The 25,537-nt window shown below is 71.9% G+C and carries 24 protein-coding genes and 1 pseudogene; 10 read left to right on the top strand and 15 right to left on the bottom strand.

Annotated features, from left to right (window positions below; all coding sequences use genetic code 11):
- Positions 1-6 precede the first annotated feature (6 nt).
- The 3 genes from ABZ937_RS10410 to ABZ937_RS10400 are packed head-to-tail and all read right to left on the bottom strand — an operon-like array spanning position 7 to position 3,136.
- Positions 7-840, bottom strand: a complete 834-nt coding sequence (locus tag ABZ937_RS10410) for a sugar phosphate isomerase/epimerase family protein (RefSeq protein ID WP_361688552.1) — start codon at positions 838-840, stop codon at positions 7-9.
- Positions 837-1,988 carry a dihydrodipicolinate synthase family protein gene (locus ABZ937_RS10405; RefSeq protein WP_361688549.1) on the bottom strand — a complete coding sequence of 384 codons (1,152 nt, stop codon included), beginning with the start codon at positions 1,986-1,988 and terminating at the stop codon, positions 837-839. Before ABZ937_RS10405 ends, ABZ937_RS10410 begins: the two co-directional genes overlap by 4 nt.
- Positions 1,985-3,136, bottom strand: coding sequence for a Gfo/Idh/MocA family oxidoreductase (locus ABZ937_RS10400; protein ID WP_361688546.1), 1,152 nt, complete (start codon positions 3,134-3,136; stop codon positions 1,985-1,987). Before ABZ937_RS10400 ends, ABZ937_RS10405 begins: the two co-directional genes overlap by 4 nt.
- Positions 3,137-3,359: 223 nt before the next feature.
- On the opposite strand from ABZ937_RS10400, the gene ABZ937_RS10395 reads away from it, so the two are divergent.
- The 6 genes and pseudogenes from ABZ937_RS10395 to ABZ937_RS10370 all read left to right on the top strand — a co-directional run bounded on the left by ABZ937_RS10395 (position 3,360) and on the right by ABZ937_RS10370 (position 8,954).
- Positions 3,360-4,406 carry a LacI family DNA-binding transcriptional regulator gene (locus ABZ937_RS10395; protein ID WP_361688543.1) on the top strand — a complete coding sequence of 349 codons (1,047 nt, stop codon included), beginning with the start codon at positions 3,360-3,362 and terminating at the stop codon, positions 4,404-4,406.
- A gap of 173 nt (positions 4,407-4,579) precedes the next feature.
- Positions 4,580-5,176, top strand: a complete 597-nt coding sequence (locus ABZ937_RS10390) for a dihydrofolate reductase family protein (protein WP_361688540.1) — start codon at positions 4,580-4,582, stop codon at positions 5,174-5,176.
- Positions 5,177-5,251: 75 nt separating this feature from the next.
- Positions 5,252-6,006 (top strand): annotated as a pseudogene (locus ABZ937_RS10385) (bifunctional helix-turn-helix transcriptional regulator/GNAT family N-acetyltransferase); the annotation flags it as partial.
- Positions 6,007-6,031: 25 nt separating this feature from the next.
- Complete coding sequence (locus ABZ937_RS10380; RefSeq protein ID WP_361688537.1) at positions 6,032-6,832, top strand: sugar phosphate isomerase/epimerase family protein; 801 nt, start codon at positions 6,032-6,034, stop codon at positions 6,830-6,832.
- Between the two features lie 98 nt (positions 6,833-6,930).
- Positions 6,931-8,178, top strand: a complete 1,248-nt coding sequence (locus tag ABZ937_RS10375; RefSeq protein ID WP_361688534.1) for an MFS transporter — start codon at positions 6,931-6,933, stop codon at positions 8,176-8,178.
- Positions 8,179-8,321: 143 nt separating this feature from the next.
- Positions 8,322-8,954 carry a chaplin gene (locus ABZ937_RS10370; RefSeq protein ID WP_361688531.1) on the top strand — a complete coding sequence of 211 codons (633 nt, stop codon included), beginning with the start codon at positions 8,322-8,324 and terminating at the stop codon, positions 8,952-8,954.
- Between the two features lie 195 nt (positions 8,955-9,149).
- On the opposite strand, the gene ABZ937_RS10365 is transcribed toward ABZ937_RS10370, so the two are convergent.
- A complete protein-coding gene (locus tag ABZ937_RS10365) occupies positions 9,150-9,425 on the bottom strand; it encodes a hypothetical protein (protein ID WP_361688528.1) in 276 nt (91 codons plus the stop codon).
- A gap of 75 nt (positions 9,426-9,500) precedes the next feature.
- A complete protein-coding gene (locus tag ABZ937_RS10360) occupies positions 9,501-10,127 on the bottom strand; it encodes a hypothetical protein (RefSeq protein WP_361688526.1) in 627 nt (208 codons plus the stop codon).
- Positions 10,128-10,595: 468 nt separating this feature from the next.
- Here ABZ937_RS10360 and ABZ937_RS10355 point away from each other — a divergent pair, with 468 nt between their 5' ends.
- From ABZ937_RS10355 to ABZ937_RS10345, 3 genes are all read left to right on the top strand, one after another.
- Positions 10,596-11,069 (top strand): hypothetical protein, encoded by a 474-nt coding sequence (locus ABZ937_RS10355; RefSeq protein WP_361688524.1) that lies wholly within the window; start codon positions 10,596-10,598, stop codon positions 11,067-11,069.
- A gap of 202 nt (positions 11,070-11,271) precedes the next feature.
- The gene (locus ABZ937_RS10350) at positions 11,272-11,550 is read left to right on the top strand and encodes a hypothetical protein (RefSeq protein ID WP_361688521.1); all 279 of its coding nucleotides are present in this window, start codon (positions 11,272-11,274) and stop codon (positions 11,548-11,550) included.
- A 241-nt stretch (positions 11,551-11,791) separates the two neighbouring features.
- Positions 11,792-12,076 carry a hypothetical protein gene (locus ABZ937_RS10345; protein WP_361688519.1) on the top strand — a complete coding sequence of 95 codons (285 nt, stop codon included), beginning with the start codon at positions 11,792-11,794 and terminating at the stop codon, positions 12,074-12,076.
- A gap of 67 nt (positions 12,077-12,143) precedes the next feature.
- Here ABZ937_RS10345 and ABZ937_RS10340 read toward each other — a convergent pair whose 3' ends face one another.
- From ABZ937_RS10340 to aroA, 7 genes are all read right to left on the bottom strand, one after another.
- Entirely contained in the window at positions 12,144-12,488 is a 345-nt protein-coding gene (locus ABZ937_RS10340) for a hypothetical protein (RefSeq protein WP_361688516.1), read from the bottom strand.
- A gap of 242 nt (positions 12,489-12,730) precedes the next feature.
- A complete protein-coding gene (locus ABZ937_RS10335; RefSeq protein ID WP_361688513.1) occupies positions 12,731-12,994 on the bottom strand; it encodes a hypothetical protein in 264 nt (87 codons plus the stop codon).
- Positions 12,995-13,157: 163 nt separating this feature from the next.
- Positions 13,158-13,532 carry a hypothetical protein gene (locus ABZ937_RS10330; protein WP_361688510.1) on the bottom strand — a complete coding sequence of 125 codons (375 nt, stop codon included), beginning with the start codon at positions 13,530-13,532 and terminating at the stop codon, positions 13,158-13,160.
- 126 nt (positions 13,533-13,658) lie between these two features.
- Positions 13,659-13,901, bottom strand: coding sequence for a hypothetical protein (locus ABZ937_RS10325; protein ID WP_361688507.1), 243 nt, complete (start codon positions 13,899-13,901; stop codon positions 13,659-13,661).
- 213 nt (positions 13,902-14,114) lie between these two features.
- A complete protein-coding gene (locus ABZ937_RS10320; RefSeq protein WP_361688504.1) occupies positions 14,115-15,527 on the bottom strand; it encodes a condensation domain-containing protein in 1,413 nt (470 codons plus the stop codon).
- Between the two features lie 106 nt (positions 15,528-15,633).
- The gene (locus ABZ937_RS10315; RefSeq protein ID WP_361688501.1) at positions 15,634-16,257 is read right to left on the bottom strand and encodes an alpha/beta hydrolase; all 624 of its coding nucleotides are present in this window, start codon (positions 16,255-16,257) and stop codon (positions 15,634-15,636) included.
- Positions 16,258-16,302: 45 nt separating this feature from the next.
- Positions 16,303-17,535: a 3-phosphoshikimate 1-carboxyvinyltransferase gene (aroA, locus tag ABZ937_RS10310; protein ID WP_361688498.1), complete on the bottom strand. Its 1,233-nt coding sequence runs from the start codon at positions 17,533-17,535 to the stop codon at positions 16,303-16,305.
- A 186-nt stretch (positions 17,536-17,721) separates the two neighbouring features.
- Here aroA and ABZ937_RS10305 point away from each other — a divergent pair, with 186 nt between their 5' ends.
- Positions 17,722-19,590 carry a glycoside hydrolase family 3 protein gene (locus ABZ937_RS10305; protein WP_361688495.1) on the top strand — a complete coding sequence of 623 codons (1,869 nt, stop codon included), beginning with the start codon at positions 17,722-17,724 and terminating at the stop codon, positions 19,588-19,590.
- A gap of 64 nt (positions 19,591-19,654) precedes the next feature.
- Here ABZ937_RS10305 and ABZ937_RS10300 read toward each other — a convergent pair whose 3' ends face one another.
- From ABZ937_RS10300 to ABZ937_RS10290, 3 genes are all read right to left on the bottom strand, one after another.
- Positions 19,655-21,070, bottom strand: coding sequence for a S28 family serine protease (locus ABZ937_RS10300; protein ID WP_361688492.1), 1,416 nt, complete (start codon positions 21,068-21,070; stop codon positions 19,655-19,657).
- A gap of 87 nt (positions 21,071-21,157) precedes the next feature.
- The gene (locus ABZ937_RS10295; RefSeq protein ID WP_361688489.1) at positions 21,158-21,550 is read right to left on the bottom strand and encodes a hypothetical protein; all 393 of its coding nucleotides are present in this window, start codon (positions 21,548-21,550) and stop codon (positions 21,158-21,160) included.
- A gap of 134 nt (positions 21,551-21,684) precedes the next feature.
- The gene (locus tag ABZ937_RS10290) at positions 21,685-25,413 is read right to left on the bottom strand and encodes an ABC transporter ATP-binding protein (protein WP_361688486.1); all 3,729 of its coding nucleotides are present in this window, start codon (positions 25,411-25,413) and stop codon (positions 21,685-21,687) included.
- Between the last annotated feature and the right edge of the window lie 124 nt (positions 25,414-25,537).

The following is a 25,537-nucleotide window of genomic DNA, read 5'->3' as shown; positions in this document are numbered from 1 at the left end:
GGACCGCTAGCGGATCACGTGCTCCACGAACCGCTCCGCCGTCTCCACCAGCACCTCCCGGCCGTCCCGGGCCCACAGGCGCTCGTTGAAGAGTTCGACCTCGATGGGACCGGTGTAGCCGGCCGTCTCCACGTGGGCCTTCCACGCGCGCATGTCGATCGCGCCGTCGCCGAGCTGGCCGCGGCCGTTGAGGACACCCTCGGGGAGGGGGGTGGTCCAGTCGGCGAGCTGGAAGCTGTGGATGCGGCCCGCCGCTCCCGCGCGGGCGATCTGGGCGGGGGCCTGGTCGTCCCACCAGATGTGGTACGTGTCGACGGTCACCCCGACCTGGTGCGCGGGGAAGCGTTCGGCCAGGTCCAGGGCCTGGGCGAGGGTGGAGACCACGCAGCGGTCGGCGGCGTACATGGGGTGCAGGGGCTCGATGGCGAGGCGTACGCCGTGGGATTCGGCGTACGGGGCGAGGACGGCGAGGGCGTCCGCGATGCGCTCGCGGGCACCGTGCAGGTCCTTGCTGCCGTACGGGAGTCCGCCGGAGACCAGGACCAGGGTGTCCGTGCCGAGCGTCGCCGCCTCCTCGATGGCCGCGTGGTTGTCGCCGAGCGCCTCGACCCGTTCGACGGGGTCGGTCGCCGTGAGGAAGCCGCCCCGGCAGAGCGTGGTGACGGTGAGGCCCGCGTCGCGGACCAGTTTCGCCGTCGCCTCCAGGCCGTACGCCTGGACGGGCTCCCGCCACAGGCCGACGTGGGTGATGCCCGACTGCCCGCAGGCGTCGGCCAGTTCGGGCAGCGACAGCTGCTTGACCGTCATCTGGTTGATGGAGAAGCGAGCGAGGTCGGTCACTGGTTCACCCCGTACAGGGACAGCAGGGTCTTCATGCGTTCCTCCGCGAGCTTCGGGTCCGGGAACAGGCCGAGGGCGTCGGCGAGTTCGTAGGCGCGGGCGAAGTGCGGGAGGGAGCGGGCCGACTGGAGGCCGCCGACCATGGTGAAGTGCGCCTGGTGGCCCGCGAGCCAGGCGAGGAACACCACCCCTGTCTTGTAGAAGCGGGTGGGGGGCTGGAAGAGGTGCCGGGACAGCTCCACGGTCGGGTCGAGGAGTTCCCGGAAGCCCTCGGTGTTCCCCGTGTCCAGGACCCGTACGGCCTGCGCCGCGAGCGGACCCAGCGGGTCGAAGATGCCGAGCAGGGCGTGGCTGAAGCCCTGCTCGTCGCCCGCGATCAGCTCGGGGTAGTGGAAGTCGTCGCCGGTGTAGCAGCGCACGCCCTGCGGGAGCCGGCGCCGCAGCTCGATCTCGCGGCGCGCGTCCAGCAGGGAGATCTTGACGCCGTCGACCTTGTCGGGGTGCGCGGCGATGACCTCCAGGAAGGTGTCGGTGGCGGCGTCCAGGTCGGCCGAGCCCCAGTAGCCCGCGAGGGCCGGGTCGAACATCGGGCCCAGCCAGTGCAGGATCACCGGCTCGGCGGCCTGGCGCAGCAGATGGCCGTAGGTCTCCAGGTAGTCCTCGGGGCTCTTCGCCTCTGCGGCCAGGGCCCGGGAGGCCATGAGGACGGCCTGGGCGCCGGCCTCCTCGACCACGGCGAGCTGCTCCTCGTAGGCCGCGCGGATGGCGGCGAGCGTGCCGCCGGTGAGCTGGTCGGTGCCGACTCCGCAGGCGATCCGGCCGCCCGTGCCGCGCGCCTCGGCCGCGCTGCGCCGGATCAGCTCGGCGGCGCCCGCCCAGTCCAGGCCCATGCCCCGCTGGGCGGTGTCCATCGCCTCGGCCACGCCCAGGCCGTGGGACCACAGGTGGCGGCGGAAGGCGAGGGTGGCGTCCCAGTCGACGGCGGCGGGAGAGTCGGGCGAGACGTCGGCGTACGGGTCTGCCACGACGTGCGCCGCCGAGAAGACCGTACGGGAGGTGAAGGGGGTCCCCGGCGGGAGTGCCAACGGCTCGGTGCGGGGCTCGTACGTCCGCAGGGAGCCGTCCGCGGAAGGGAGGCGGATGGTCACAGGGAGATCTCCGGTACGTCGATGCGGCGGCCCTCGGCGGAGGACCTCAGGCCCAGTTCGGCGAGTTGCACGCCGCGGGCGCCGGCCAACAGGTCCCAGTGGTAGGGGGCGTCGGCGTAGACATGCTTGAGGAACAGTTCCCACTGGGCCTTGAAGCCGTTGTCGAACTCGGCGTTGTCGGGCACCTCCTGCCACTGGTCGCGGAAGACCTCGGTGGCGGGGATGTCGGGGTTCCAGACCGGCTTGGGGGTCGCGCTCCTGTGCTGCGCCCGGCACTTGCGCAGGCCCGCGACCGCGGAGCCCTCCGTGCCGTCGACCTGGAACTCGACCAGCTCGTCGCGGTTCACGCGCACCGCCCAGGAGGAGTTGATCTGGGCGATGGTGCCGCCTTCGAGTTCGAAGATGCCGTACGCCGCGTCGTCCGCCGTCGCGTCGTAGGGCTTGCCGCTCTCGTCCCAGCGCTGCGGGATGTGGGTGGCGGCGAGGGCCTGGACGGACTTCACGCGGCCGAACAGTTCGTGGAGGACGTACTCCCAGTGCGGGAACATGTCGACGACGATGCCGCCGCCGTCCTCGGCGCGGTAGTTCCAGGAGGGGCGCTGGGCGGGCTGCCAGTCGCCCTCGAAGACCCAGTAGCCGAACTCGCCGCGCACGGAGAGGATGCGGCCGAAGAAGCCGCCGTCGATGAGCCGCTTCAGCTTCAGCAGGCCCGGCAGGAAGATCTTGTCCTGGACGACGCCGTGCTTGACGCCCTTGTCGTGGGCGAGGCGGGCGAGGGCGAGGGCGCCGTCGAGGCCGGTGGCGGTGGGCTTCTCGGTGTAGATGTGCTTGCCGGCCGCGATCGCCTTCCTGACGGCCTCCTCGCGGGCGGAGGTGACCTGGGAGTCGAAGTAGATGTCGACGGAAGGGTCGGCGAGGACGGCGTCCACGTCGGTGGAGACCTGGTCGAGGCCGTGCCGCTCGGCGATCTCCCGCAGGGCGTGCTCGCGGCGGCCGAGCAGGATCGGTTCGGGCCAGAGCACGGTGCCGTCGCCGAGGCCGAGGCCGCCCTGCTCGCGCAGGGCCAGGATCGACCGGACGAGGTGCTGGCGGTAGCCCATGCGCCCGGTCACGCCGTTCATGGCGATACGCACCGTCTTGCGTGTCACGTGAGTCCCCTTCGCGGGCCGGTGTAGCAAGCGCTTTCTATGCAAGAGAAGCTAGCCTCTGGACGTGGTCTGTACAAGACCGTGTCCGGTTCGAGTTGTTCGAGGGGGCGAACAACGAGGGTCCATGGCCTTAAGGTCTGCTCGAAGGTCCGCTCGGAACCACGAGCGTGACCTGGCTGTCTACGAGGGCGTACGACGAGATGCGCGACCGGAGGACGACGAGATGACGGTGACCCTGGCGGACGTGGCGGCCCGCGCCCAGGTCTCCCCCGCGACGGTGTCGCGCGTGCTGAACGGCAACTACCCGGTCGCCGCGTCCACGCGCGAGCGGGTGCTGCGGGCCGTGGACGAGCTGGACTACGTCCTCAACGGCCCCGCCAGCGCGCTCGCCGCGGCCACCTCCGACCTGGTCGGCATCCTCGTCAACGACATCGCCGACCCGTTCTTCGGCATCATGGCGAGCGCGATCCAGGCCGAGATCGGGGGGCCGGGCGGCCGGGCGGGCGGCGAGCGCCTCGCGGTCGTCTGCAACACGGGGGGCTCGCCGGAGCGCGAGCTGACGTACCTCACCCTGCTCCAGCGGCAGCGGGCGGCGGCCGTGGTGCTGACCGGCGGGGCCGTGGAGGACGCGCCGCACGCGGCGGCGGTCGCGGCGAAGCTGCGGAAGCTGGCGGAGGCCGGGACCCGGGTGGTGCTGTGCGGGCGCCCGCCGGCGCCGGACACCCGGGCGATCGCGCTGACCTTCGACAACCGGGGCGGCGCCCGCGCGTTGACGGACCACCTGATCGGCCTCGGCCACCGCCGCCTCGGCTACATCGCCGGCCCCGAGGAACGTACGACCACCCGTCACCGCCTGGAGGGCCACCGCGCCGCGCTGGCGGCGGCGGGCATCGAGGAGCGGCCCGGCTGGACCGTGCACGGGCGCTACGACCGCCGGTCCGGGTACGAGGCCACGCTGGAGCTGCTGCGCCGCGATCCCTCCCTGACGGCGGTCGTGGCCGCGAACGACTCCGTCGCGCTGGGCGCGTGCGCGGCGCTGCGGGAGTCCGGCCTGCGCATCCCGGAGGACGTCTCGGTGGCCGGGTTCGACGACCTCCCGTTCAGCATCGACGCGGTGCCGTCCCTGACGACGGTCCGCCTGCCCCTGTCCGAGGCCGGAGCCCGCGCGGGCCGCATCGCGATGGGCCGCGAGGAGCCCCCGCCCGGGGGGATCGCCTCGGTCCGGGGCGAGTTGATGGTCCGCGGGTCCTCCGGGGTGCCGCGCGGCTGAGCCCGGAGGCGGGTGCGGTCGTGCGCCGGGTGCCGGTGCGTCGCGGCCGGTCGCGCCCGCGCGGCGGAGCACGGTGACAGTCGTGAGAAAACGTTCCGCCGGTCGCGATGAGTTCTCGCGCCGGCGGCGGTCTTCCCCTGCGTAGGCAACAGCAAGGCATCGAGGAGCAACCCATGCGTGTCGTCGTCACCGAGTTCATCAGTCTCGACGGAGTCGTGCAGGCCCCGGGCGGGCCCGAGGAGGACACCGACGGGGGGTTCGCGCACGGCGGGTGGTCGCATCCGTTCTTCGATCCGGAGGTGATCGGCGGGGCCTTCGCGGAGGGGCTGGAGAAGGCGGAGGCACTGCTGTACGGGCGGCGGACGTACCAGACGATGGCCGCCGCCTGGCCCGAGCGGGCGGGGGACCCCTTCGCCGACCGGCTCAACTCGATGCGCAAGTACGTCGTGTCCGACACCCTGGGCGACGAGCAGCTGACCTGGGAGAACAGCGTGCGGATCCCCGGGGACCGGGCGCTGGACAAGGTGCGGGAGCTGCGGGAGGCCGAGGGCGGGGACCTGGCGATGATGGGCAGCCCGACCCTGGTGCGGGCCCTGATCGAGGCGGGTCTGGTGGACGAGCTGCGGCTCGTGGTCATGCCCGTGCTGCTCGGCGGCGGCAAGTCGATCTTCCCGGCGGACGGCGGCCTGCGCAGCTGGGAGCTGGTGTCGTCGGTCACCGCGAAGACCGGCGCGCAGGTGAACGTGCTCCGGCCCGCCGGACGGTCGTAGGCGGGGGCGCGGGCGGCCTGGGTGTGCTGTCCCGGGACGTTGGTGACACGCGTGCTGGGTGCTTGAACAGGTGGCCTCGACGCCGGGTACCTGAGCCGGATCCTGAACAGGTTCGAGGAGGCCGGGCTGATCGGGCGCGGACCGTCCCGGAACGATCGGCGGCGGCGTCGTATCACCCTCACCGCCCAGGGGCGGGAGACCGCCGCGCTGCTGGACGAGCGGGCCCGGGACACGGTCGCGGCGCTCCTCGAAGGCGTCGCTCCGCACGACCGGTCCCGGTGGGCGAGGCCATGCGGACCATCCAGGGCATCCTCGGGGGCGAGGAGAAGGCCCCGGTCGCCTCGCTGCGGGAACCCCGGGCCGGCGAGCTGGGCTGGATCGTGCAGCGCAACGGGGCGCTGTACGCGGCCGAGTACGGGTGGAACGCCGAGTACGAGGGGCTCGTCGCCCGGATCGTCGCCGACTTCGCCGAGGACCACGACCCGCATCTGGAGCGGGTGTGGATCGCCGAGCCGGCGGGGCGGCCGGTGGGGTGCGTGATGTGCGTACGGGACGACGCGCCCGGCACCGCGCGGCTGCGGCTGCTGCTCGTCGAGCCCGAGGCGCGCGGGCACGGCGTCGGCGACCGGCTGGTGCGGGCGGTGATCGACTTCGCCCGCGGGGCCGGCTACCGCGACCTGGTGCTGTGGACCAACGACGTCCTCGGCAGCGCCCGCCGCCTCTACCGGCGGCACGGCTTCGTGCTCACCGCCGAGCAGCCCCATCGCTCCTTCGGCCGGGATCTGGTCGGCCAGGACTGGCGGCTCGCGTTGCGCGGACCGGCCGAGTGACGAGCCGGGGGTAGGGTCCGTGCCCATGAAGCTGGCGTTCTCCACTCTCGGTGTCCCCGGCCTGCCCGTCCCGGACGTCCTGGCCCTCGCCACCGCGCACGGCTACCACGGCGTCGAACTGCGCGCCCACCCCGAGGAGCCGGTGCACCCGGGCCTGACCCCCGCCGAACGCGCCGAGACCGCGGCCCTGTTCCGGGGCGCCGGGATCGAGGTGCTGGGCGTCGCCGGGTACGCGCGCGTCGCCGCCCCCGGCGAGGACGCGCCCGTACTGGCGGAGATCCGGGAACTCCTCCGGCTCGCCCACGACCTGGGCGCCCCCTTCGTCCGGGTCTTCCCCGGCGCCGACCCGGACCGGCCCCGCGAGGAGTCGGACGCGGTCGCCGCCCGGCGGCTCGGCGCCGCCGCCGAGGACGCCTCCGCGCTCGGTGTCCGGATCCTGCTGGAGACCCATGACTCGCACCGCACCGGCGCCGACGCGATCCGGGTCCTCGGCCCGGTCGGGCACCGGCAGGTGGGCGCGCTGTGGGACGTGATGCACACCTGGCTGGGCGGTGAGCAGCCGTCGGACAGCTACGCGGCCCTCGCCCCGCACCTGGGCTACGTCCAGGTCAAGGACATCGCCTCCGCCGAGGACACCACCCCGCTGCCGCTCGGCGCCGGGGTGCTCCCGCTCACCGAGTGCGTGGACGTCCTGTGCCGCAACAGCTGGGACGGCTGGCTGTGCTGGGAGTACGAGAAGCGCTGGTACGAGAAGGCGGCCCCGCTGCCCGGACTGCTGGGCGCGGGCCGCGCGCACCTGGTGCGGCTGCTGGGGGAAGCGGCGTAGCCGGGCCGGGGGCGGGGAAATTCGCTGGCGGGTGACCGGAACCGCGGTTAGCCTCCCCCGGTGATCCAGCAGCCCGGGCCGTGCGCCCGCTTCCCCTCATGAGCCTCGCCCGCTCCCTCATCGACATACGACCGCTGCGCACCTCGCCCGCCTTCCGGCGGCTGCTGATCGGGCGGACCGTGTCCGTGCTCGGCGGGTTCATGACCATGGTGACGGTCATGTACCAGGTCTGGGACATGACCCACAGCACCGCCTGGACCGGCGCGGTCGGGCTCGCGCAGGCGCTGCCGCTGGTGGTGTTCGGGCTGTTCGCCGGGGCGTGGGCGGACCGGGCCGACCGGCGGCGGGTCTTCCTGGTGGCCACCGTCGGCCAGGCGGCCTGCTCCCTGCTGCTCGCGGTGCAGGGCTTCACCGGGCATGTGCCGGCGGCCGTGGTGCTGCTGCTCGTCGCCGTGCAGTCGGCCTTCGGCGCGCTCGGTGCCCCGGCCGCCGGGGTGTTCCTGCCGCGTCTGCTGCCCAAGGAGCAGGTGGCCGCCGGGCTGGCGCTGCAGCAGGTCACCGGCCAGTCGATGATGCTGCTCGGCCCCGCGCTGGCCGGTGTGCTGCTGGGCTGGTTCGGCATCGGCGTCTGCTATCTGCTGGACGCCCTCAGCTTCGGTTTCGCCTTCTACGGCGCCTTCGGGCTGCCCGCGCTGCCGCCGGAGGGCGAGCCGTCGCGGTCCGGGCTGCACGGGGTGCTGGACGGACTGCGGTTCCTGGCCGGGCACCGGGTGGTGCGGGGTGCGCTGATCACCGACCTCGCCGCCACCGTGCTGTCGTTCCCGGCGAGCCTGTTCCCGCTGGTCAACACCGAGCGGTTCGGCGGCGACCCGGGCACCCTCGGGCTGTTCCTGTCGGCGCTGGCGGTGGGCGGTGTCGCGGCCACCGGGCTGTCCGGCTCGCTGACCCGGCTCGCCCGGCCGGGCCCGGTGATGCTGTGCGCGTCCGCGACCTGGGGCGCGGCCCTGCTCCTGTTCGGCCTCTCCACCAGTGCCTGGGCCGGTCTCGCCCTGCTGGTGGTCGCGGGGGCGGCGGACGCCACGGCGGTGGTGTCCCGCTCCACGATCGTGCAGATGCGCACCCCGGACGCGCTGCTCGGGCGGGTCACCGCGGCCGAGCAGATCGTCGGCCAGGCGGGCCCGAGCCTCGGCAACGTACGCGGCGGTCTGGTCGCCGGCTGGACGTCCGGCGCGACCGCCCTGGTCTCCGGCGGAGTGCTGTGCGTGCTGGCGGTGGTGGGGGTGGCCACGACGACACCTGAGCTGCGCGAGGGCGGTGCCGCCGCCCCGGAGCCGGCCGGACCGTGAGCGGTGCACAGGGGGCATCTGGCGCACTGGGGGACGGAACGCCATAACTCTGACGGGTCGCCTGCGTTTTATGGGGTGCGGGTGAGTGCCCGCGACGATGTCAGGAAGGCAGGGAACCTATGAGACGGGCTACCCGAAACCGTGTGATCGCCGTCACCGCCGCGTCCGGCGCGATGGCCGTGGCACTGCCGGTGTCCGCCGCCTTCGCGGCCGACGGGGCAGGCGCCCACGGCACGACGGCCGGCTCGCCCGGGCTGGTCTCCGGCAACAGCGTCCAGGTCCCGGTGCACGCGCCGGTGAACATCTGCGGCAACACGGCGAACGTCGTGGGGCTGCTCAACCCGGCCCACGGCAACACCTGCGCGAACTTGGGCACGTCGAAGGCGGGCGGCTCGGGGAAGAGCGGATCGGCCACGTCCGGTGACGCGTCCGCGCACGGCGGTACGGCGGACTCGTCCGGAGTGCTGTCGGGCAACGACGTCCGGCTTCCGGTCGACCTCCCCCTGAACGTCACCGGGAACAGCGCCAACGGCGTCGGCATCGGCAACGCGGTCCACGGCAACAAGTCGGTCAACGGCTCCGACGACCAGACCCGCCGCTCCCCGCGCGCCCCGCAGCACCGGGCCCCGAAGCCCCGGTCCCACCCGCGTCCGGCCGGGACCGAGCTGGCCAGCACCGGAACGGACCTCACGACCCCCGCCGTCGCCGGGGGCACCGCGCTCGTCATCATGGGCGCGGTCCTGTACCGCCGCTGCCGCCCGGGCCGCACCCGCTGACCCGACCTCCGCGGCCTCACCGGGAGCACCCCGGTGGGGCCGCACAGACATGCCGGCACCGGGGACCGACGGATCCGCATGACGGCGTTCTGATGATCCGTCAGTCATGGGCTCGGTGTCGTGGAACGACCGCCGCCCTCGCCCCTCCGGAAGGAGAGGGCGAGGGCGGTGCGGAGCGTGTGACGGGGAGGCCGGTCAGAGCGCCTGGTTGTTGCAGCCCATGTCCGAACCGAGGTGGCTCTGCTGCGCACCCGGGTTGCCCTCGCCGTTCAGAATGTTGCCCGCCAGGCCAGTGAGGACGCCGACACTGCCGAGCACCTCGATGTTCATGTCGTGCGAACGACACTCGATGCCCTGCGTGATGTCGAGGTCGCGGCCCGGCTCATCGTGGGCGAAGGCGGGGTTGGCGCCGAGGGTGCCGACACTGCCGAGCATGGCGCCCACGAGGACTGCCTTCTGGAACTTGCGCATGGGTACTCCGTTGGTCGAGCGGATGGGGATCTGCGACAGATCGAGTGGGGATCACGGACGACGGCGGGGAGGCCGTCAGCCGAGTCGGGGAAGCCCCAGCTGGCCGAGGGGGGGTGCGGCGACCTGCCCGAGGCCGACCGGAGACAGCGTCGGTACGCCTGGCGACCCGAGCATCGGGTTGACGAGCGGGTTCACCTGGGGGTTCACCTGCGGGTTCACCTGCGGGGCGACATGCATCGGGGGTTCCGGGCCGAAGGCCTGGGGGACGGCCACCTGCGGGGCGACCTGGGGCATGACCTGCGGCATGACCTGCGGGACGACCTGCGGCTGCTGCGGCGGTGCGGCCTGCGCGTACGGCTGCGGAGGAGCGGCCTGCATCGGCTGGGCGTAGACCGGCTGCTGCGGGTAAGCGGCCTGCGGCTGCTGCTGCGGGTAGGCGGACGCCTGTGCCGTCCCCTGCGACGAGGCCACGGCGGAGGCGTAACCGGACTGCTGCGGCGGGGCGGCCTGCGCGTACGGCTGCGGAGCGGGCGCCGGGGCCATCGGCTGGGCGACCGGTTGATCGGGGGCCGACGCCGGAGGGCCGTACCCATAGCCGTACCCGTATCCGGGGGGAGTGTCGGCATGGCTGGCGCCGGCGCTGATGGCGGTCAGACCACTGGCCGCCGCTACGACGAGCGCGGCCTTTTGAAGCTTACGCATGAAACCCTTCGGCCCTTCGATACCTGAGAATGGAGATCCACTGCATTCAGTGCGGTCGCGTGCAGTCGGTGTGATATTCGCACCGCACCGTCAGCAGCGGTCATCTTGAGTAGCACGCGGACTTCGCATCGAAGCCGGCAGCGAATTCCCTCACCCCTCTTCAGGCACACGGTCGCTGCCCTCTCCCCGTGGAACGAGGATTCCTGGCCGCGGTCACGGCGGCCAAAGTTTCGTCACCCATTTGCCGCTGACGGGAACGGAGTTGCGGCCGATTCCCCGCGCCCTTGCGTCAAATGGGTGACCAAAGTCCGGCGACCGTATCCGAGTCCGCGCCCACTTCGTTCCCCACGGGGCAAGAACGATGGTCAGCGCAGCCGCACGAGGCAGCGAGAGAACAGCGGCAACTGCGCTGTCACATCGGCATTTCACCAGGTTCCGTGCACAGGTCAATGAAGGGCCGAGGATTCCATGCGCAAGCTTCAAAAGGTCGCGCTCGTCGTCGCAGCAGCCGGCGGGCTGTCCGCTGCCGGTGCCGGCCCAAGCTCCGCGATGCCCGCCGGCTACGGGTCCGCGCCGCCTCCCGTTTCGCAGCCGGACAGCCAGGCCGCCTCGGCCGCCAACGCCCGGGCGAGCGCGCAGAGCTACGGCTCACCGGCCCCGCAGGCGGCCCCGTCCCGGGGCACCGAGGTCGCCCCGCAGGTCAACCCCCAGCTGAACCCGCAGATCAGCCCCCAGATCTCCCCGCAGACCCCGCAACCGGCACAGGGCGGCGCCCCGGTGGACCAGGCCAACCTGTTCCGCCCGGCCCAGGAGTGCAGCCCGCAGAACCTGCTCTCCGCGAACGTCCCGGTCGCCCTGCTCGCCGCGTCCCAGACCCGGGGCGTCGACTGCACCCAGGCCAACAGCCAGGCGAACTCCCTGGCCAGCGCGCAGGCGCACTGACAACAGCCGAACACCCCAGCCGACACGGGCCCTTGGCGCATCGCGCCGATGGGCCCGTTCGTCTGCGCCTTTCGGGTGCTTCTGTCACGTGATCGCGAAACCGGCGTGCCTATGTCCGTTTTGGGATACTTCGTATTAGCCTCCGGTAACTGTAAAAAGTCGATCTGCCACAGATCGCACCCATCCACTCCACGGAGATGACATGCGCAAGCTTCGCAACGTTGCCGTCCTGGTGGCCGCAATCGGCTCCATCGGACTCGTCGGCGGCACGGCCCACGCGGACGGCGGCAAGGGCGGCGGCGACAAGTTCGGGATCTCGCAGAGCTCCCACTGCAAGTCGCACGACCTGAACGTCGACGTCCTCGGCGAGGTCGGCATCCTCAACGGCCTGCTGGGCAACGCCCTCAACGGCGAGGGCAACCCGGGCGCCCAGGCCACCGACATCGGCTCCACCATGGGCTGCAACAACAGCGCCCTCTAAGGCCCTGGCGGGCGCGAGAGCGCCGGCCGCCCCCATGGTCCCGGCACCGAGTCTCAAGCAGGTGCCGGGACCATTTGCATGCAACGGACCCATTGCATGCGCGAGCAGACTCCAAAGCGGCGAGAATTCCCTGAATTCGGCGCGTCGCTGACACTTTCGGACAATTTCGTATCAGTCTTGATGACTGTACGAATGTCGATCTCCCGCAGGTCGCATCCACCCTCACTCCACCGGAGATGAAATGCACAAGCTTCGCACCGCTGCCGTCCTGGTCGCCGCACTCGGGAGTGTCGGACTCCTGGGCGCCGGCAATGCCTACGCCGACCACGGCGGAGGCAAGCGCGGCGACGAGTTCAACGTCAAGCAGAGCGCCACCTGCAGGTCGCACGACCTGAACGTGGACGTCCTCGGCGAGGTCGGCATCGCCAACGGCCTGGGCGGCAACCTGCTGAACGGCGAGGGCAACCCGGGTGCGCAGGCCACCGACATGGGCTCCACGATGGGCTGCAACAGCAAGGTCGGTTGATCGAAACAGAATTCCGGTGCCCCGGCAGTCGGCCGGGGCACCGGTTTTTTGTTTTCTCCGACAACCCTCAGAACTCGATGTGCGGCTTCTTGAAGCCCTTGGGCAGTCGCGCCGTGTTGGAGCAGTCCACGACCGGTCCGAGGCGGGCGGTCCCGCCGTCCGTCAGCCGGTCGTCCGAGAACACCACGCGCGGCCGGTCGACCGTCGAGCAGTTCTGCTCCTGCTTGAGGATGTGCGTGCCGTCCTTGTCGACGTGCGTCTCGCTCTTGCGGACGCAGACGGTGTCGCCCTGCAGCGTGCTCTTGCAGTCGGCCGCCCTGCCCTCCGCGTACGCGTGTCCGGCGCCGAGGCAGATCGCGGCGAGACTCCCGACGAGCCCCGAGAGGGCGGCGATTCTCTGTGGAGTGGTCATGTACTGCGTTCCTTTACAACGGAGGCCCGGGTGCGCGCCGTTGACCGGCGTGCGCCCGGGCCCGGGAGGGGGTGGGAACAGAACATCCCGCCCTTGACGCGCTGTCAGGCGCGCGCGAGGGCGGGATGGTCGCAGCCCGGACGCGCTCCCTGATGGACCGCGCGTCCGGGCTGCCTCCGCCACGGGTGTCACAGAGGGACGGGCCCGTGGTGGCACCGAGAGGATGGTCCCTCGGTAGGTCTTTACTCGCCTTCACCCTGGTGCTCGCCGTAGCCCTGCTCGGGCTCGTAGTTCCTCTGCTCCTCCGGCTGCCCGGTCGGCTGACCCTCCTGCTTCTCCTCCGGCGGAGCGTAGTAACCGCCGCCGACGGCAACGGCGTTGGCGTTGGCCGTGGCCGTGACCGGCGGAGCACCCTCGTAACCGTCGGCGAAGCCGACACCGGCACCGAAGGCGGACAGACCGGCAACCGCGGCCGCTACGACCACAGCACGCTGGAACTTACGCATGGTTGACCCTTTCGTATCCGGGCATGACGCCCGGCTCGACTACTCAACGTGAGCATATACATACGTTTCGTAGCGATACAGGATCTACACCCCATATGTCGCGTCAGCCCCTCTTATGCCGTAGCAGCAGGAGGCGCCAGCCGAGAGGTTCCATTCGGGGGGCTCAGTGGTCGGCATCCGCCTCCACGGGCACTCCCTGGGTCATGTTCTCCACGGGCACACCCTGGGTCACAACGTCCGCGGGCACCCCCTGTGTCGAGGGGTTGCAGGTCACCTCGGGCCCCATCCGGACCCGCCCGTTGCCCAGGGCGGCGGGCAACGTCGCGGGCTCCACCGGCATGCAGGTCTCCTGGTGGGGGACGGCACCGTCCTCGGGGATCCGCCCCTTGAAGTGCTGGGTGCAGGTGATGCTGCCCAGGAGGTCGCGAGTGCAGGTTCCCGGAGCCCGTCCGACCTGCGCCTGGGCGATGCCGGCACCGGTCACGACCAGGCCGCCGACGAGCCCCGAAACAGCCGCGATCTTCTTCATGTTGAACATGTGACGCGCTTTTCCTTTGTACGGGTGGCTTCGGCGCTCGGGCGACCGGCCCGGGGGAACGGGACCCTTCAGGGCTGACCCCGCAGGGTCCCGCGCCAGGCGTCGCGCACGGTGGCGCCGCCGGACTCAGACAGTGAAAGCGTTGTTGAACTGGCCGCAGGCGGTGTCGCTGGTGCCGGCCAGGCCGAGCACACCGATCGGGACGTCGTTCTCCGCCACCGTCTGCGGGCTGCACTCCTGGTAGGGGCGGAAGAGATCGGTCACCGACACCGGACCCTCGGCGGTGTCGGCGGTAGCGGTGCCGGCGCCGATGGCCGACAGGCCGCCAGCCGCCACCGCCGCGATCACGACCTGCTGAAGCTTGCGCATGAACCCTCGGTCCTTTGCTTGTTCATCGAGAATGATTGCCTAGCGTGACGGAACAGACACTAGCAGTAGCGAGAGTGGGCGTTCCACACCGGACATCCGTGTCCCGAGGGGGATGTGGGATCACCGGGACACCAGTCGGCCGCCAACTCACCGCACGGGGCGGACGAGTTGCCGGCACCGGCGCCAACACGGGCGAACCTGAGGAAAGTTGCGTCAGGAGAACGCCAGCTCCGCGACCCGGAGGCGGTCGCGTGCCGACACGGAGGCGATCCGGTCCCGCAGCCCCTCGACGTACCGCCGCACGTTCTTGTAGGCGACGTCGGTGTCCGGGTAGCGGCAGGCCAACCACAGCCCGTCGTGCAGCCGGTTGACCCAGATGCACACCTGGTCGCCGTACGACACCCGGATCAGCCCGTACGCCTTCTGCTCGGTCCAGCGGTCCGAGCCGGGCGTGAGGCGTGCATCAACATACGAGACGATCGAGTACATGTCGGGTGAGGTCGGGCGGAAGTCCGCGCCGAGCAACCGCAGTACGCGGGCCAGGGGAATGCGCGCCAGCGACCGGTTGGCCCGCAGTTCGGCGCGGACGGTGGTGAGCGCGTCCTCGAAGGTGCGTGCCGCGGGCACCTCGATCGGTGCGCCGCCGACGTACCAGCCCACGGAGTCCGACCAGGCGGACTTCAGCCGGGTGTGGAACGGCACGACCGTGCGGTAGCACGGCTGCCCGCCGATCTCGTGGACGATCAGACTGGTCGCGGCCAGGACACCCACCAGGCTGCCGCCGTAGGGCCGGCAGTACGCCTCGAACGCGGCGGCCGCGTCCGCGCCGAGGAGCGGTTCGCACATCAGCTTCTGGGCGGGCAGCGGGCCACCGGGTTGCAGACCGAGGTCGACCGGGAACCCCGGAAGCCTCCCGTCGCACCGGCCGATGAACTCCCGCCAGCGGGCGACGATCGCGTGGGTGTCGTCGATCCCGTCCGCGTTCGCCCGCTCCTGCTCGCAGAAGTCGACGTAGCTTCCCACGGACGTGTCGACGGCGGGCCGTCCCGTGACGCCCGCCAGGTACAGCTCGTGGATCTCGTGCGGGATGCGGTGGACCGAGTAGGCGTCGACATTGGTGTGGTCGAAGGCCATGTACACGCTGGTGGAGTCGTCGCGGACGACCGCCGCGAAGATGAGGTTCGGCCAGCCGAGCGCGTCCGCCGCGACGTCGAATCGGTCCTGCAGATACCGGACCAGACCCTCCGCGTCGGTGAAGTCGCCGATCACCTCGCGGTGCAGGGACACGTCGTCGTCCTCGAGCGTGAAGCGGTGCATGTCGTCGCCGGCCCACCTGAAGCCGCTGCGCAGCGTCTCGTGACGCAGCGTCCAGCCGCGCAACGCCTGTTCCAGCGCGTCGAGGTCGGCCCGGCCCGGCAGGTCGAACGCCGCGCCGAGCCAGGTCGGTACGAACAGTCCGCCTTCGCGCACCGACCGCGCCGTTCGGATGTGCGACTCTTGGATGTACGCCGGCGGCCTCGGATCCGGCGGCAGCGCTGCCGCGGTCGCGATCGTCGCCGGGCTGAACGTCCACTCGACGAGCCGTCCGGGCCGGACCTCGCAGCGCTGAATGTCAGAAATTCGCACGGTGGCGTCTCCTTCGCAGAAGACACCAGCTTGAACAAGGGTGAGCCGTGCGCGAGCGGTGATCGCTGTGTCGCCGGCTTTTCAGCGGGACGTGTGACGCCTCGAACTACGAAGCGATCCTTCGATGGTGGCCGCCCTGGGGAGCCGGGCGGGCCGTGAGCGGCACGGAGTCCGCGAGGCACCAGTCGAGGACGGCGGGCCAGGGTCCGTAGCCGGCGTCCAGGTCGAGATGGGCGGCGCCCGGCAGGATGTCGGCGGGGATGCCGAGCGGTTCGGCGAAGACCGTGCCCGCGCCCTCGGGGCAGTACGGATCGTCGTCGCCGGCGACCAGGCGCGTCGGTCCGGGCAGGGCGAAGTCCGGGGCGGGCGGGGCGAAGGCGGCCACCTCCGGGTACCGGGCGAGGACGGATCCGGACGGCGGGGAGACGAGCAGCACCCGGTCGGCGTGCCGCAGTTGCTCCATGCCCCGGGCGGCGGCGTGCAGCCACAGCACGGCGGACAGGCTGTGGGCCACCACCACCCGCTCCCCCGGACCGTGCAACTCCTCCAGGCAGCGGGCGAGTTCGGCGAGCCAGACCTCCAGGTCGGGGTCGTCCGCGTCGGGCAGCTGCGGATAGAGGACCCGGTGACCGAGGGCGGTGAGGCGGTCGGCGAGCCAGTGCTGCCAGTGCGCCTCGGGACGGTGGTTCTGCCAGCCGTGCAGCACGAGATACGAACGTGTGGTGGTCATACGGGGATCCTGTCCGGCCCGTCCCCCTCCGGTCCAGCGCGTGTCTCAGCCGGTGGGCAGCGCCGCGAACGCCTCGTGGAAACCGGGGAACGTCTTGCGTACACAGCCGGGGTCGTCGTACGTCAGGCCGGGCGTGCGCAGTCCGGTCACGGCGAAGGACATCACGATGCGGTGGTCGCCGAAGGACTTGATCTCGACTCCGGGGGCGGGTGTGCCGGGCCGGATCTCGATCCAGTCGGGGCCGGTGGCGACGTCCACGCCGAGCCGCCTGAGGTTGTCCGCGCAGGCCTCCAGGCGGTCGCACTCCTTCACCCGGGTGTTGCCGACGTCCTCGATGCGGACCGGTCCCGAGGCGAACGGCGCGATCGCGGCCAGCGTCGGCATGGTGTCCGAGATGTCCCGCATGTTCATGGTGAGGCCGCGCAGTTCGCCCGTGCCGCGTACGGTCGTGCGGTCCTCGCCGACCGTCACCCGCGCACCCATCCGCCGCAGCACGTCCACGAAGCGCAGGTCGCCCTGGAGCGCGCCCGCGCCGAGGCCGGGCACGGTGATCTCGCGGCCCGGGGTGACGGCCGCCGCGGCGAAGAAGTAGCTCGCGGTGGAGGCGTCCGGCTCGATGGCGTAGGTGGTGGCCCGGTAGCCGCCCGGCGGGACGTCGTACACCGCGCCGTCGCGGACCACCTCGACGCCGAACGCCCGCATCATCGCGAGGGTGATCTCCACGTACGGCGCCGACACCAGGTCGGTCACCCGGATCCGCAGGCCGGTGCGGGTGAGCGGACCGAGCAGCAGCAGCGCGGTCAGGTACTGGGAGGACTCGCCCGCGTCCAGCACGACCTCGCCGCCCTCGACGCCGGACGCGTGGACGGTGAGCGGATGGTGCCCCTCGGCCTCCTCGTGCCGCAGGTCGACGCCGAGGTCGCGCAGGGCGCGGGTGAGCGGGCCGAGGGGGCGGCGGCGCATCTGCGGGGAGGCGTCGAAGCGGTAGGTGCCGTGGCCGGCGGCGGCCAGGGTGGGCAGGAAGCGGGCGGTGGTGGCGCCGTCGCGGCAGTAGACGTCGGCCTCCGGGACCGCGGGGCCCTGCGGGCGGCCGTCGATCTGCCAGGCGTCCGGGGTGCGGCCGACCCGGTGGCCGAGCCGGGCCAGGCCCTCGGCGAAGCCCTCGGTGTCGTCGGAGTGCAGGGGCCGTACGAGGGTGCTGACCCCGTCGGCCGCGGCGGCGAGGAAGAGCGCGCGGGCGGTGATGGACTTGGAACCGGGGATGTCGACTGCGGGCATGACCGCATGATGGCGGTTCCTCCGCGGTGCGGGCCGGTACGTCCGGAGGCTGGACGCGCCCCCGGGAATGCGCGGTCGGCGGCCCCTTCCTCGTTACTGTGCATTCCCTTGACGGAAAGAAACTTCCCGGATATTGGTGACTCCTCGGAAGTTTCCTTCAGCGGTTCTCCTCTGGAAGGAGCGCACGTGCACCACACCAGCACGGGAAGCGACACCGGCCCGGGAAGCGACGCGAGCACGGGAAGCACGGGGCACACCGCACGGCCGTCCAGACGCGCCGTCCTCGCCGCGACCGCGGGCCTCACCGCCGGACTGACCGTACCGGCGACCGCCCACGCCGCCGCCCACGACGAACACCGGCTGCGTGCCCTCGTCTCCCGCATGACCCTGGAGGAGAAGGTCGGCCAGCTCTTCGTGATGCGGGTCTACGGCCACTCCGCCACCGCCCCCGACCAGGCGGACATCGACGCCAACCTGAAGGAGATCGGCGTCCGCACCGCCGCCGAGCTGATCGCGAAGTACCGGGTCGGCGGCATCATCTACTTCGCCTGGGCGCACAACACCCGCGACCCGCACCAGATCGCCGACCTGTCCAACGGCATCCAGCGGGCCTCGCTGGACCAGCCGCGCGGCCTGCCGATGCTCATCGCCACCGACCAGGAGCACGGCGCGGTGTGCCGGGTCGGCAAGCCGGCCACCCTCTTCCCCGGCGCGATGGCGCTCGGCGCGGGCGGCTCCCGCTCGGACGCCCGCGCCCTCGGCCGGATCTCCGGCGCCGAGCTGCGCGCGATGGGCATCAACCAGGACTACTCCCCCGACGCCGACGTGAACGTCAACCCGGCCAACCCGGTCATCGGGGTCCGCTCCTTCGGCGCCGACCCGGACGCCGTCGCCGCTCTGGTGGCCGCCGAGGTGAGGGGCTGTCAGGCGGCCGGCGTGGCGGCGACCGCCAAGCACTTCCCGGGCCACGGGGACACCGCCGTCGACAGCCACTACGGCTTCCCGGTCATCACCCACAGCCGGGACCTGTGGGAGCGGCTGGACGCCGCCCCCTTCCGGGCCGCGATCGAGGCCGGGATCGACTCGATCATGACCGCGCACATCCAGTTCCCGGCCCTGGACGGCTCCGGCGACCCGGCGACCCTCTCCCGCCCGATCCTCACCGGCATCCTGCGCGACGAACTCGGCTACGACGGTGTCGTGATCACCGACTCCCTCGGCATGCAGGGCGTGCGCACCAAGTACGGCGACGACCGGGTGCCGGTGCTCGCGCTCAAGGCCGGCGTGGACCAGCTGCTCAACCCGCCCTCGCTCGACGTGGCCTGGAACGCGGTGCTGAAGGCGGTACAGAGCGGCGAACTGACCGAGGCCCGCCTGGACGAATCGATCCTTCGCATCCTGCGCCTGAAGGCCCGGCGCGGCCTCTTCGACCACCCCTGGGCCAGCCGGGCGGGCGTCGACCGCACGGTGGGCACGGAGTCCCACCTGGCCGCCGCCGACCGCATCGCCGAACGCACCACCACCCTGCTGGTCAACGAGGACGGCATCCTGCCCCTCGACCGCTACAGCGACCGCAGGATCCTCGTCGTCGGCGCCGATCCGGCCTCCCCGTCCGGCACCACAGGACCGCCCACCGGCGTGCTGGCCGCCGCCCTCACCGAACTGGGCTTCACCGCCACGGCCCTGTCCACCGGCACCGCGCCCTCCGCCGCGACCATCGACAAGGCGGTCGCGGCCGCGCGGGACGCGGACGCGGTGGTCGTGGGCACCTACAACGTGACGGCGTCCAGCACCCAGCGGACCCTGGTGGACCGCCTGCTGGCGACGGGCAAACCACTGGTCGCGGTGGCCGTCCGCAACCCGTACGACGTCGCGCAGCTCCCCGCCGTCAAGGCCGTCGTGGCCACGTACTGCTGGACGGACACCGAACTGCGCGCCGCCGCACGGGTGATCGCCGGCCGGGTGTCACCGCGCGGCAAGCTGCCGGTACCGGTCCAGCGGGCGGACGATCCGACGCAGGTGCTGTACCCGATCGGGCACGGCCTGACGTACTAGCCGCCGACGGTCCTGGCCCGCGACGGCGGAGCAGGGCTCCGCCGTCGCGGCTGTCAGAGCGGTGTCACGGGCGCAGCGTCGGCTCCCTCTCCACGTCCCGTGCGTCCAGCTTCGCGTCGTACTTGGCCAGCGGACTGGCCTGGGCCACCGTGGCCGGGGGGAGGCCCGCCCACTTCAGGATGCGGGCCGTTGCCAGGGACTTCTCGTTCGGGACCAGGCCCGCCACGTTCGCCCCGTGGTTCAGCCCCGGTGCCGTGAAGACGTACGCGTCGCGGGCGCCCTTGCCGGGGCGGAAGCGTTCCGAGCCCCAGGGGTCGTTCTGGCCGTACACGAAGAGCATGTGCGTGGCGTGGTGGCGGACCCAGGTGTCCACGTCCCGCATCGCCCGCGGCTGGAAGCGCATCGGGATGGAGCGGGGGACGAAGTTGCGCGGGGGCTGGTAGCCGTACCGGATCAGGCTCTTCTCGATGTGCGGGAAGTGGATGGTCGGCGCGCCCAGCTGGGTGCCGGCCTGGTAGTAGTACGGCGTGTACGGGGTCAGGCCCTGGTCGGTGTAGGCGGAGAAGCCGGAGATGGTGTCGACCGAGTTCCAGATCTCGTCGTCCGTCGCGGTCGTCGCGTTCGCCGGGATCGTGCCGCAGTCCTTCAGCAGGCTGTACTGCCAGAAGCCCCAGACGTAGTCCAGGACGACCGCCTCGTAGGCCTTGTCGAGGCTGCCGATGGTGGTGAAGGTGTAGCCGTTGTCGGCCGCGTACTGGGCGTACCTCTTCTCCAGCGGCTCGCGGCGGACCAGCGCTTCCCGCTGGACCGCGTTCAGACGGTCCCGGCACTCCTTGGTGCCGACGGTCGCGAAGAAGCGGTCGTACGCCGAGTCCTCGTTGTTCACCACGTCGTTGGGGGCCACGTAGGCGACCACGCCGTCCATGTCACGCGGGTAGAAGCGCTCGTAGTACGTGGCCGTCATGCCGCCCTTGGAGCCGCCGGTGGCCAGCCAGTTGGCGGAGTAGAGCGGCTTCAGGGCCTCGTACACGCGGTGCTGGTCGCTGGCCGCCTGCCAGATGTCGAGCTTGGACCAGTCGGCCGGGTCGGGGCGGGACGGGGTGAAGAAGCGGTACTCCAGGGAGACCTGGTTGCCGTCCACGATCTGGGTGGGCTCGCGGCGCGAGGGGGTCGTGGAGACGTTGTAGCCGCTGGTGTAGAAGACCGTGGGGCGGGTCACGTCCTTGTGCAGCACGGTGATGCGCTGCTGGAAGGTGCCCCGGTCCGGGTGGCGGTGGTCGATCGGCTGGGCGTAGTTCAGGACGAAGTAGCGGTAGCCGGGGTACGGCTTCTCCTCGATGAGGCTCATGCCGGGTATCGACAGGAGCCGGTCCTTGATGTCGGTGGGCTCGGAACCGGCGGCGGTGGCCGCCCCGGCCGCCGTGCTCAGGGTGCCTATGAACACCGTGAGCGCGAGCAGCCATCTGAGCGCCTTGCGCATGCGCACTCTCCCCTGTGAGACAGATGTCCGCCGGAAGCTAGCGGAGCAACTGTCTTCACACCAGGGGGTATTGGCCGGTTTCCGCGATCAGCACAGGATCCAGCCGGAGCTGACCGAATACCGGCCCACCGCGCCCTTGATCCAGACGCAGCGGTGGCCGGCGTGCACGATCACCGGGCCGGCGTGGTGCTTGTAGCGGCCCTTGTCGATGGCCGGCCGGCTGCCGCGGGCCTGCACGCTGACCGACATGGTCTGGGCGGAGCCGGGGTGCTTGGCGACGGTGACGGCGCAGATGTACTCGTTGTTCCGGTAGACATGGGTGACGCCGGTTCTGAACGGCAGGGTCCGCACCTCGCGCCCGGCGCAGCCGCCGGCCGACGCCGCCTGCGCGGTACCCGTCGCCGTGAGCGCGAGCGCGCCGGACGCGGCCAGCACAGCCGCACCGAGCGCCAGTCGCCGGCGTATCGCACCACTGTCCACTGTCGTCCTCCCCGTCACCCGGTCACACTTCCACATGCCGTACTGATGTACGGACGCACGGATGTGTCGGATGGTTGCACGACCGTCAGCGGGACGAGTCGGCCGGGGTCCCGGCGCGGGCCCGGCCGGGCGTCTCAGCGGGACGCGCCGACCGGCTCCTCCGGCTCGGCCTGGCCGACGAAGGTCCGCCACAGCTCGGCGTACCGGCCGCCGCGGGCCAGCAGCTCCTCGTGGGTGCCGTCCTCGGCGACCCGGCCGTGGTCCATGACGACCACCCGGTCCGCGCGGGCCGCGGTGGTGAGCCGGTGCGCGACCACCAGCGTGGTACGGCGGCCCGCCAGGCGGTCGGTCGCCTGGTTGACCTGCGCCTCGGTGGCCAGGTCCAGAGCGGCCGTGGCCTCGTCCAGGAGCAGGATGTCCGGGTCGACCAGCTCGGCGCGGGCGAGCGCGATCAGCTGGCGCTGACCCGCCGAGAGGTTACGGCCGCGCTCGGCGACCTCGTGCAGATAGCCGCCCTCCAGGGTGGCGATCATCTCGTGCGCGCCGACCGCGCGGGCCGCCGCCTCCACCTCGGCGTCGCCGGCGTCGGGGCGGCCGTAGGCGATGGCGTCGCGGACGGTGCCCGGGAAGAGGTACGCCTCCTGCGGGACGACGCCGAGCCGGTGCCGGTAGGAGGTCAGGTCCAGGCTGCGCAGATCCGTGCCGTCGACCGTGACCCGCCCGGCGGTGGGGTCGTAGAAGCGGGCGACCAGCTTCACCAGGGTCGACTTGCCGGCGCCCGTCTCCCCGACGAAGGCGACCGTCTGCCCGGCCGGGATCCGCAGGTCGATGCCGGACAGCGCCGCCTCGGGCTCGTCTGCGGCACCGTATGCGAAACACACGTCCTCGAAGGCGATGTCGCCGCGCAGGGACAGCACCTCCAGCGGCTCGTCCGCCGACTCGGTGGACGCCGGCTCGCGCAGCAGCTCCTGGATGCGGCCCAGCGAGACCGTGGCCTGCTGGTAGCCGTCGAAGACCTGGGAGAGCTGCTGGACGGGCGCGAAGAACAGGTCGATGTAGAGCAGGTAGGCCACCAGCGCGCCGGTGGTGAGGGTGGCCGCCTCCACCCGGCCCGCGCCGGTCATCAGCACGGCCGCCGCGGCGATGGAGGACAGCAGCTGCACGAACGGGAAGTAGATCGATATCAGCCACTGGCCGTGGATGCGGGCGCTCCGGTAGCCGTCGCTGCGCTCGGCGAACCGCCGCCCGCCGTCCCCCTCCCGCCGGAAGGCCTGCACGATCCGCAGCCCGGCCACGGTCTCCTGGAGGTCGGCGTTCACCGTGGAGACGCGCTCGCGGGCGAGTTCGTACGCCTTCACGCTCGCCCGGCGGAAGAAGAAGGTGGCCACGGCCAGCGGGGGCAGGGTGGCGAAGACGACCAGGGCGAGCTGTACGTCGAGCACCAGCAGGGCGACCATGATCCCGAAGAAGGTGACGACCGAGACGAACGCCGTGACCAGGCCGGTCTGCAGGAAGGTGGACAGGGCGTCGACGTCCGTGGTCATCCGGGTCATGATCCGGCCGGTCAGCTCGCGCTCGTAGTAGTCCAGGCCGAGCCGCTGGAGCTGGGTGAAGATCTTCAGCCGCAGCGCGTACAGCACGCGTTCGCCGGTACGGCCGGTCAGCCGGGTCTCGCCGATCTGCGCGGACCACTGGACGAGGACGGTCAGCAGGGCGAGCAGGGAGGCCGCCCACACCGCGCCGATCGCCGTCTTGGTCACCCCGGAGTCGATGCCGTGCCGGATCAGCACCGGCAGCAGCAGGCCGGTGCCCGCGTCCACGGCGACCAGCAGCAGGCTGGCCAGGAGGGGCGGGCCGAAGCCGCGCAGCAGCCTGCGCAGGCCGTAGGAGTCCTCCGGCGCGACCGCGCGGCTCTCGTCGATGTCCGGGGTGTCGGTGGCCGGGGGCAGCGCGTCCACCTGGGCGAGGAGTTCGGGGGTGGCCGGGGTGCCGGAGAGCGCCAGGTCCTTGGGCTCCCGGTCGCCGGTCCACAGCCGGGGGGTCACGCCCCGCTCGGCGTCGAACTCGGCGTCCAGCTCGTCGCGGACGGAGGTGTCCTCCCGCGGTACGGCGGGCTCGACGTGGCCCGGGGAGGTGGCGCCCAGCTCGTCCGGGTCGGTGAGCAGCCGGCGGTAGAGGGCGGAGCGCTCCTGGAGCTCCTCGTGGGTGCCGACGTCGGCGAGCCGGCCGCCGTCCAGGACGGCGATGCGGTCGGCGAGGTTCAGGGTGGAGCGGCGGTGCGCGATGAGCAGGGTCGTACGGCCCTCCATCACCTGCTTCAGCGCCTCGTGGATCTCGTGCTCCACGCGGGCGTCCACGGCCGAGGTCGCGTCGTCCAGGACCAGCAGTCGCGGGTCGGTGAGCAGGGCGCGGGCGAGGGCGATGCGCTGGCGCTGGCCGCCGGAGAGGGTGAGGCCGTGCTCGCCGACCTTGGTGTCGTAGCCGTCGGGCAGCTCGGTGATGAATCGATCCGCCTGGGCGGCGCGGGCGGCGGCCTCGATCTCCTCCCGGGTGGCGTCCGGGCGGCCGTAGGCGATGTTGTTGCGGACGGTGTCGGAGAAGAGGAACGAATCTTCGGGCACCAGTCCGATCGCCGCCCTGAGCGAGTCCAGGGTCAGTTCGCGCACGTCGTGGCCGCCGATCAGGACGGCGCCGTGGGAGACGTCGTAGAAGCGCGGCAGCAGCAGGGAGAGGGTGGACTTGCCCGAGCCGGACGAGCCGACGACGGCGAGGGTCTCACCGGACCGGATCTCGAAGCTGAGCCCTTCGAGGACCGGGCGCTGGTCGTCGTACCCGAAGGACACGTCGTCGAACTCGACGGTCGCGGGCGCGTCGGCGGGCAGGGTCCTGGTGCCGTCCTTCAGGGTCGGCTCGGTGTCGATCAGCTCCAGGACGCGCTCGGTGCCGGCGCGGGCCTGCTGGCCGACCGTGAGGACCATCGCGAGCATGCGGACCGGGCCGACCAGCTGGGCGAGGTAGGTGGAGAAGGCCACGAAGGTGCCGAGCGTGATGTGGCCGCGGACGGCGAGCCAGCCGCCGAGGGCCAGCATGGCGACCTGGCCGAGCGCCGGGACGGCCTGCAGGGCCGGGGTGTACCTGCTGTTCAGGCGGATCGTGCGCAGGCGTCCGGCGAAGAGCTTCCGGCCCACCTCCCGGAGCTTTCCGGTCTCCTGGTCCTCCTGCCCGAAGCCCTTCACCACGCGTACGCCGCTCACCGCGCCGTCGACCACGCCGGCCACGGCGGCGGCCTGGGCCTGGGCGTACCAGGTGGCGGGGTGCAGCTTGCTGCGGCTGCGCCGGGCGATCCAGCCGAGGGCGGGCGCGACGGCCAGGGCGACCAGGGTCAGCGGCAGCGACAGCCACGCCATGATCGCCAGGGAGATCAGGAAGAGCAGGACGTTCCCGAGGGTCATCGGGAGCATGAAGAGCAGACCCTGGATCAGCTGGAGGTCGCTGGTGGCCCGGCCGACGACCTGCCCGGTGGACAGCTCGTCCTGACGGCGGCCGTCCAGCCGGGTGATCGTGCCGTACATCTCGGTCCGCAGGTCGTGCTGGACGTCCAGGGCGAGCCGGCCGCCGTAGTAGCGGCGGATGTAGGTGAGGGCGTAGACGAGGACGGCCGCGCCGACGAGGGCGCCGGCCCAGGGACCCATGGCCCGGCTGTGGTCGCCGATCACGTCGTCGATGATCACCTTGGTGATCAGCGGGACGACGGCCATGACCGCCATCCCGGCCAGGGAGGAGCCGAGGGCGAGGATCACGTCCTTGGGGTAGCGCCAGGCGTAGCTCGCCAGTCGTCCTGCCCATCCCCGTTGCGCTGCCACGCCGGTGCCTTCCTGTCGCCCTGCTCGTCCGCAAGACACCAACGCATTCGGGGGCTGATTTCATCCCCCTGCAACAAAACGGAGGCGGTACTCAGCCGCGGGCCCGGCGGCGGCCAGCGAGGTG

It is taken from the genome of Streptomyces sp. NPDC046727 (assembly GCF_040645635.1).
Taxonomy (GTDB): Bacteria; Actinomycetota; Actinomycetes; order Streptomycetales; family Streptomycetaceae; genus Streptomyces.
This window is presented reverse-complemented; position numbering and strand designations above follow the sequence as displayed.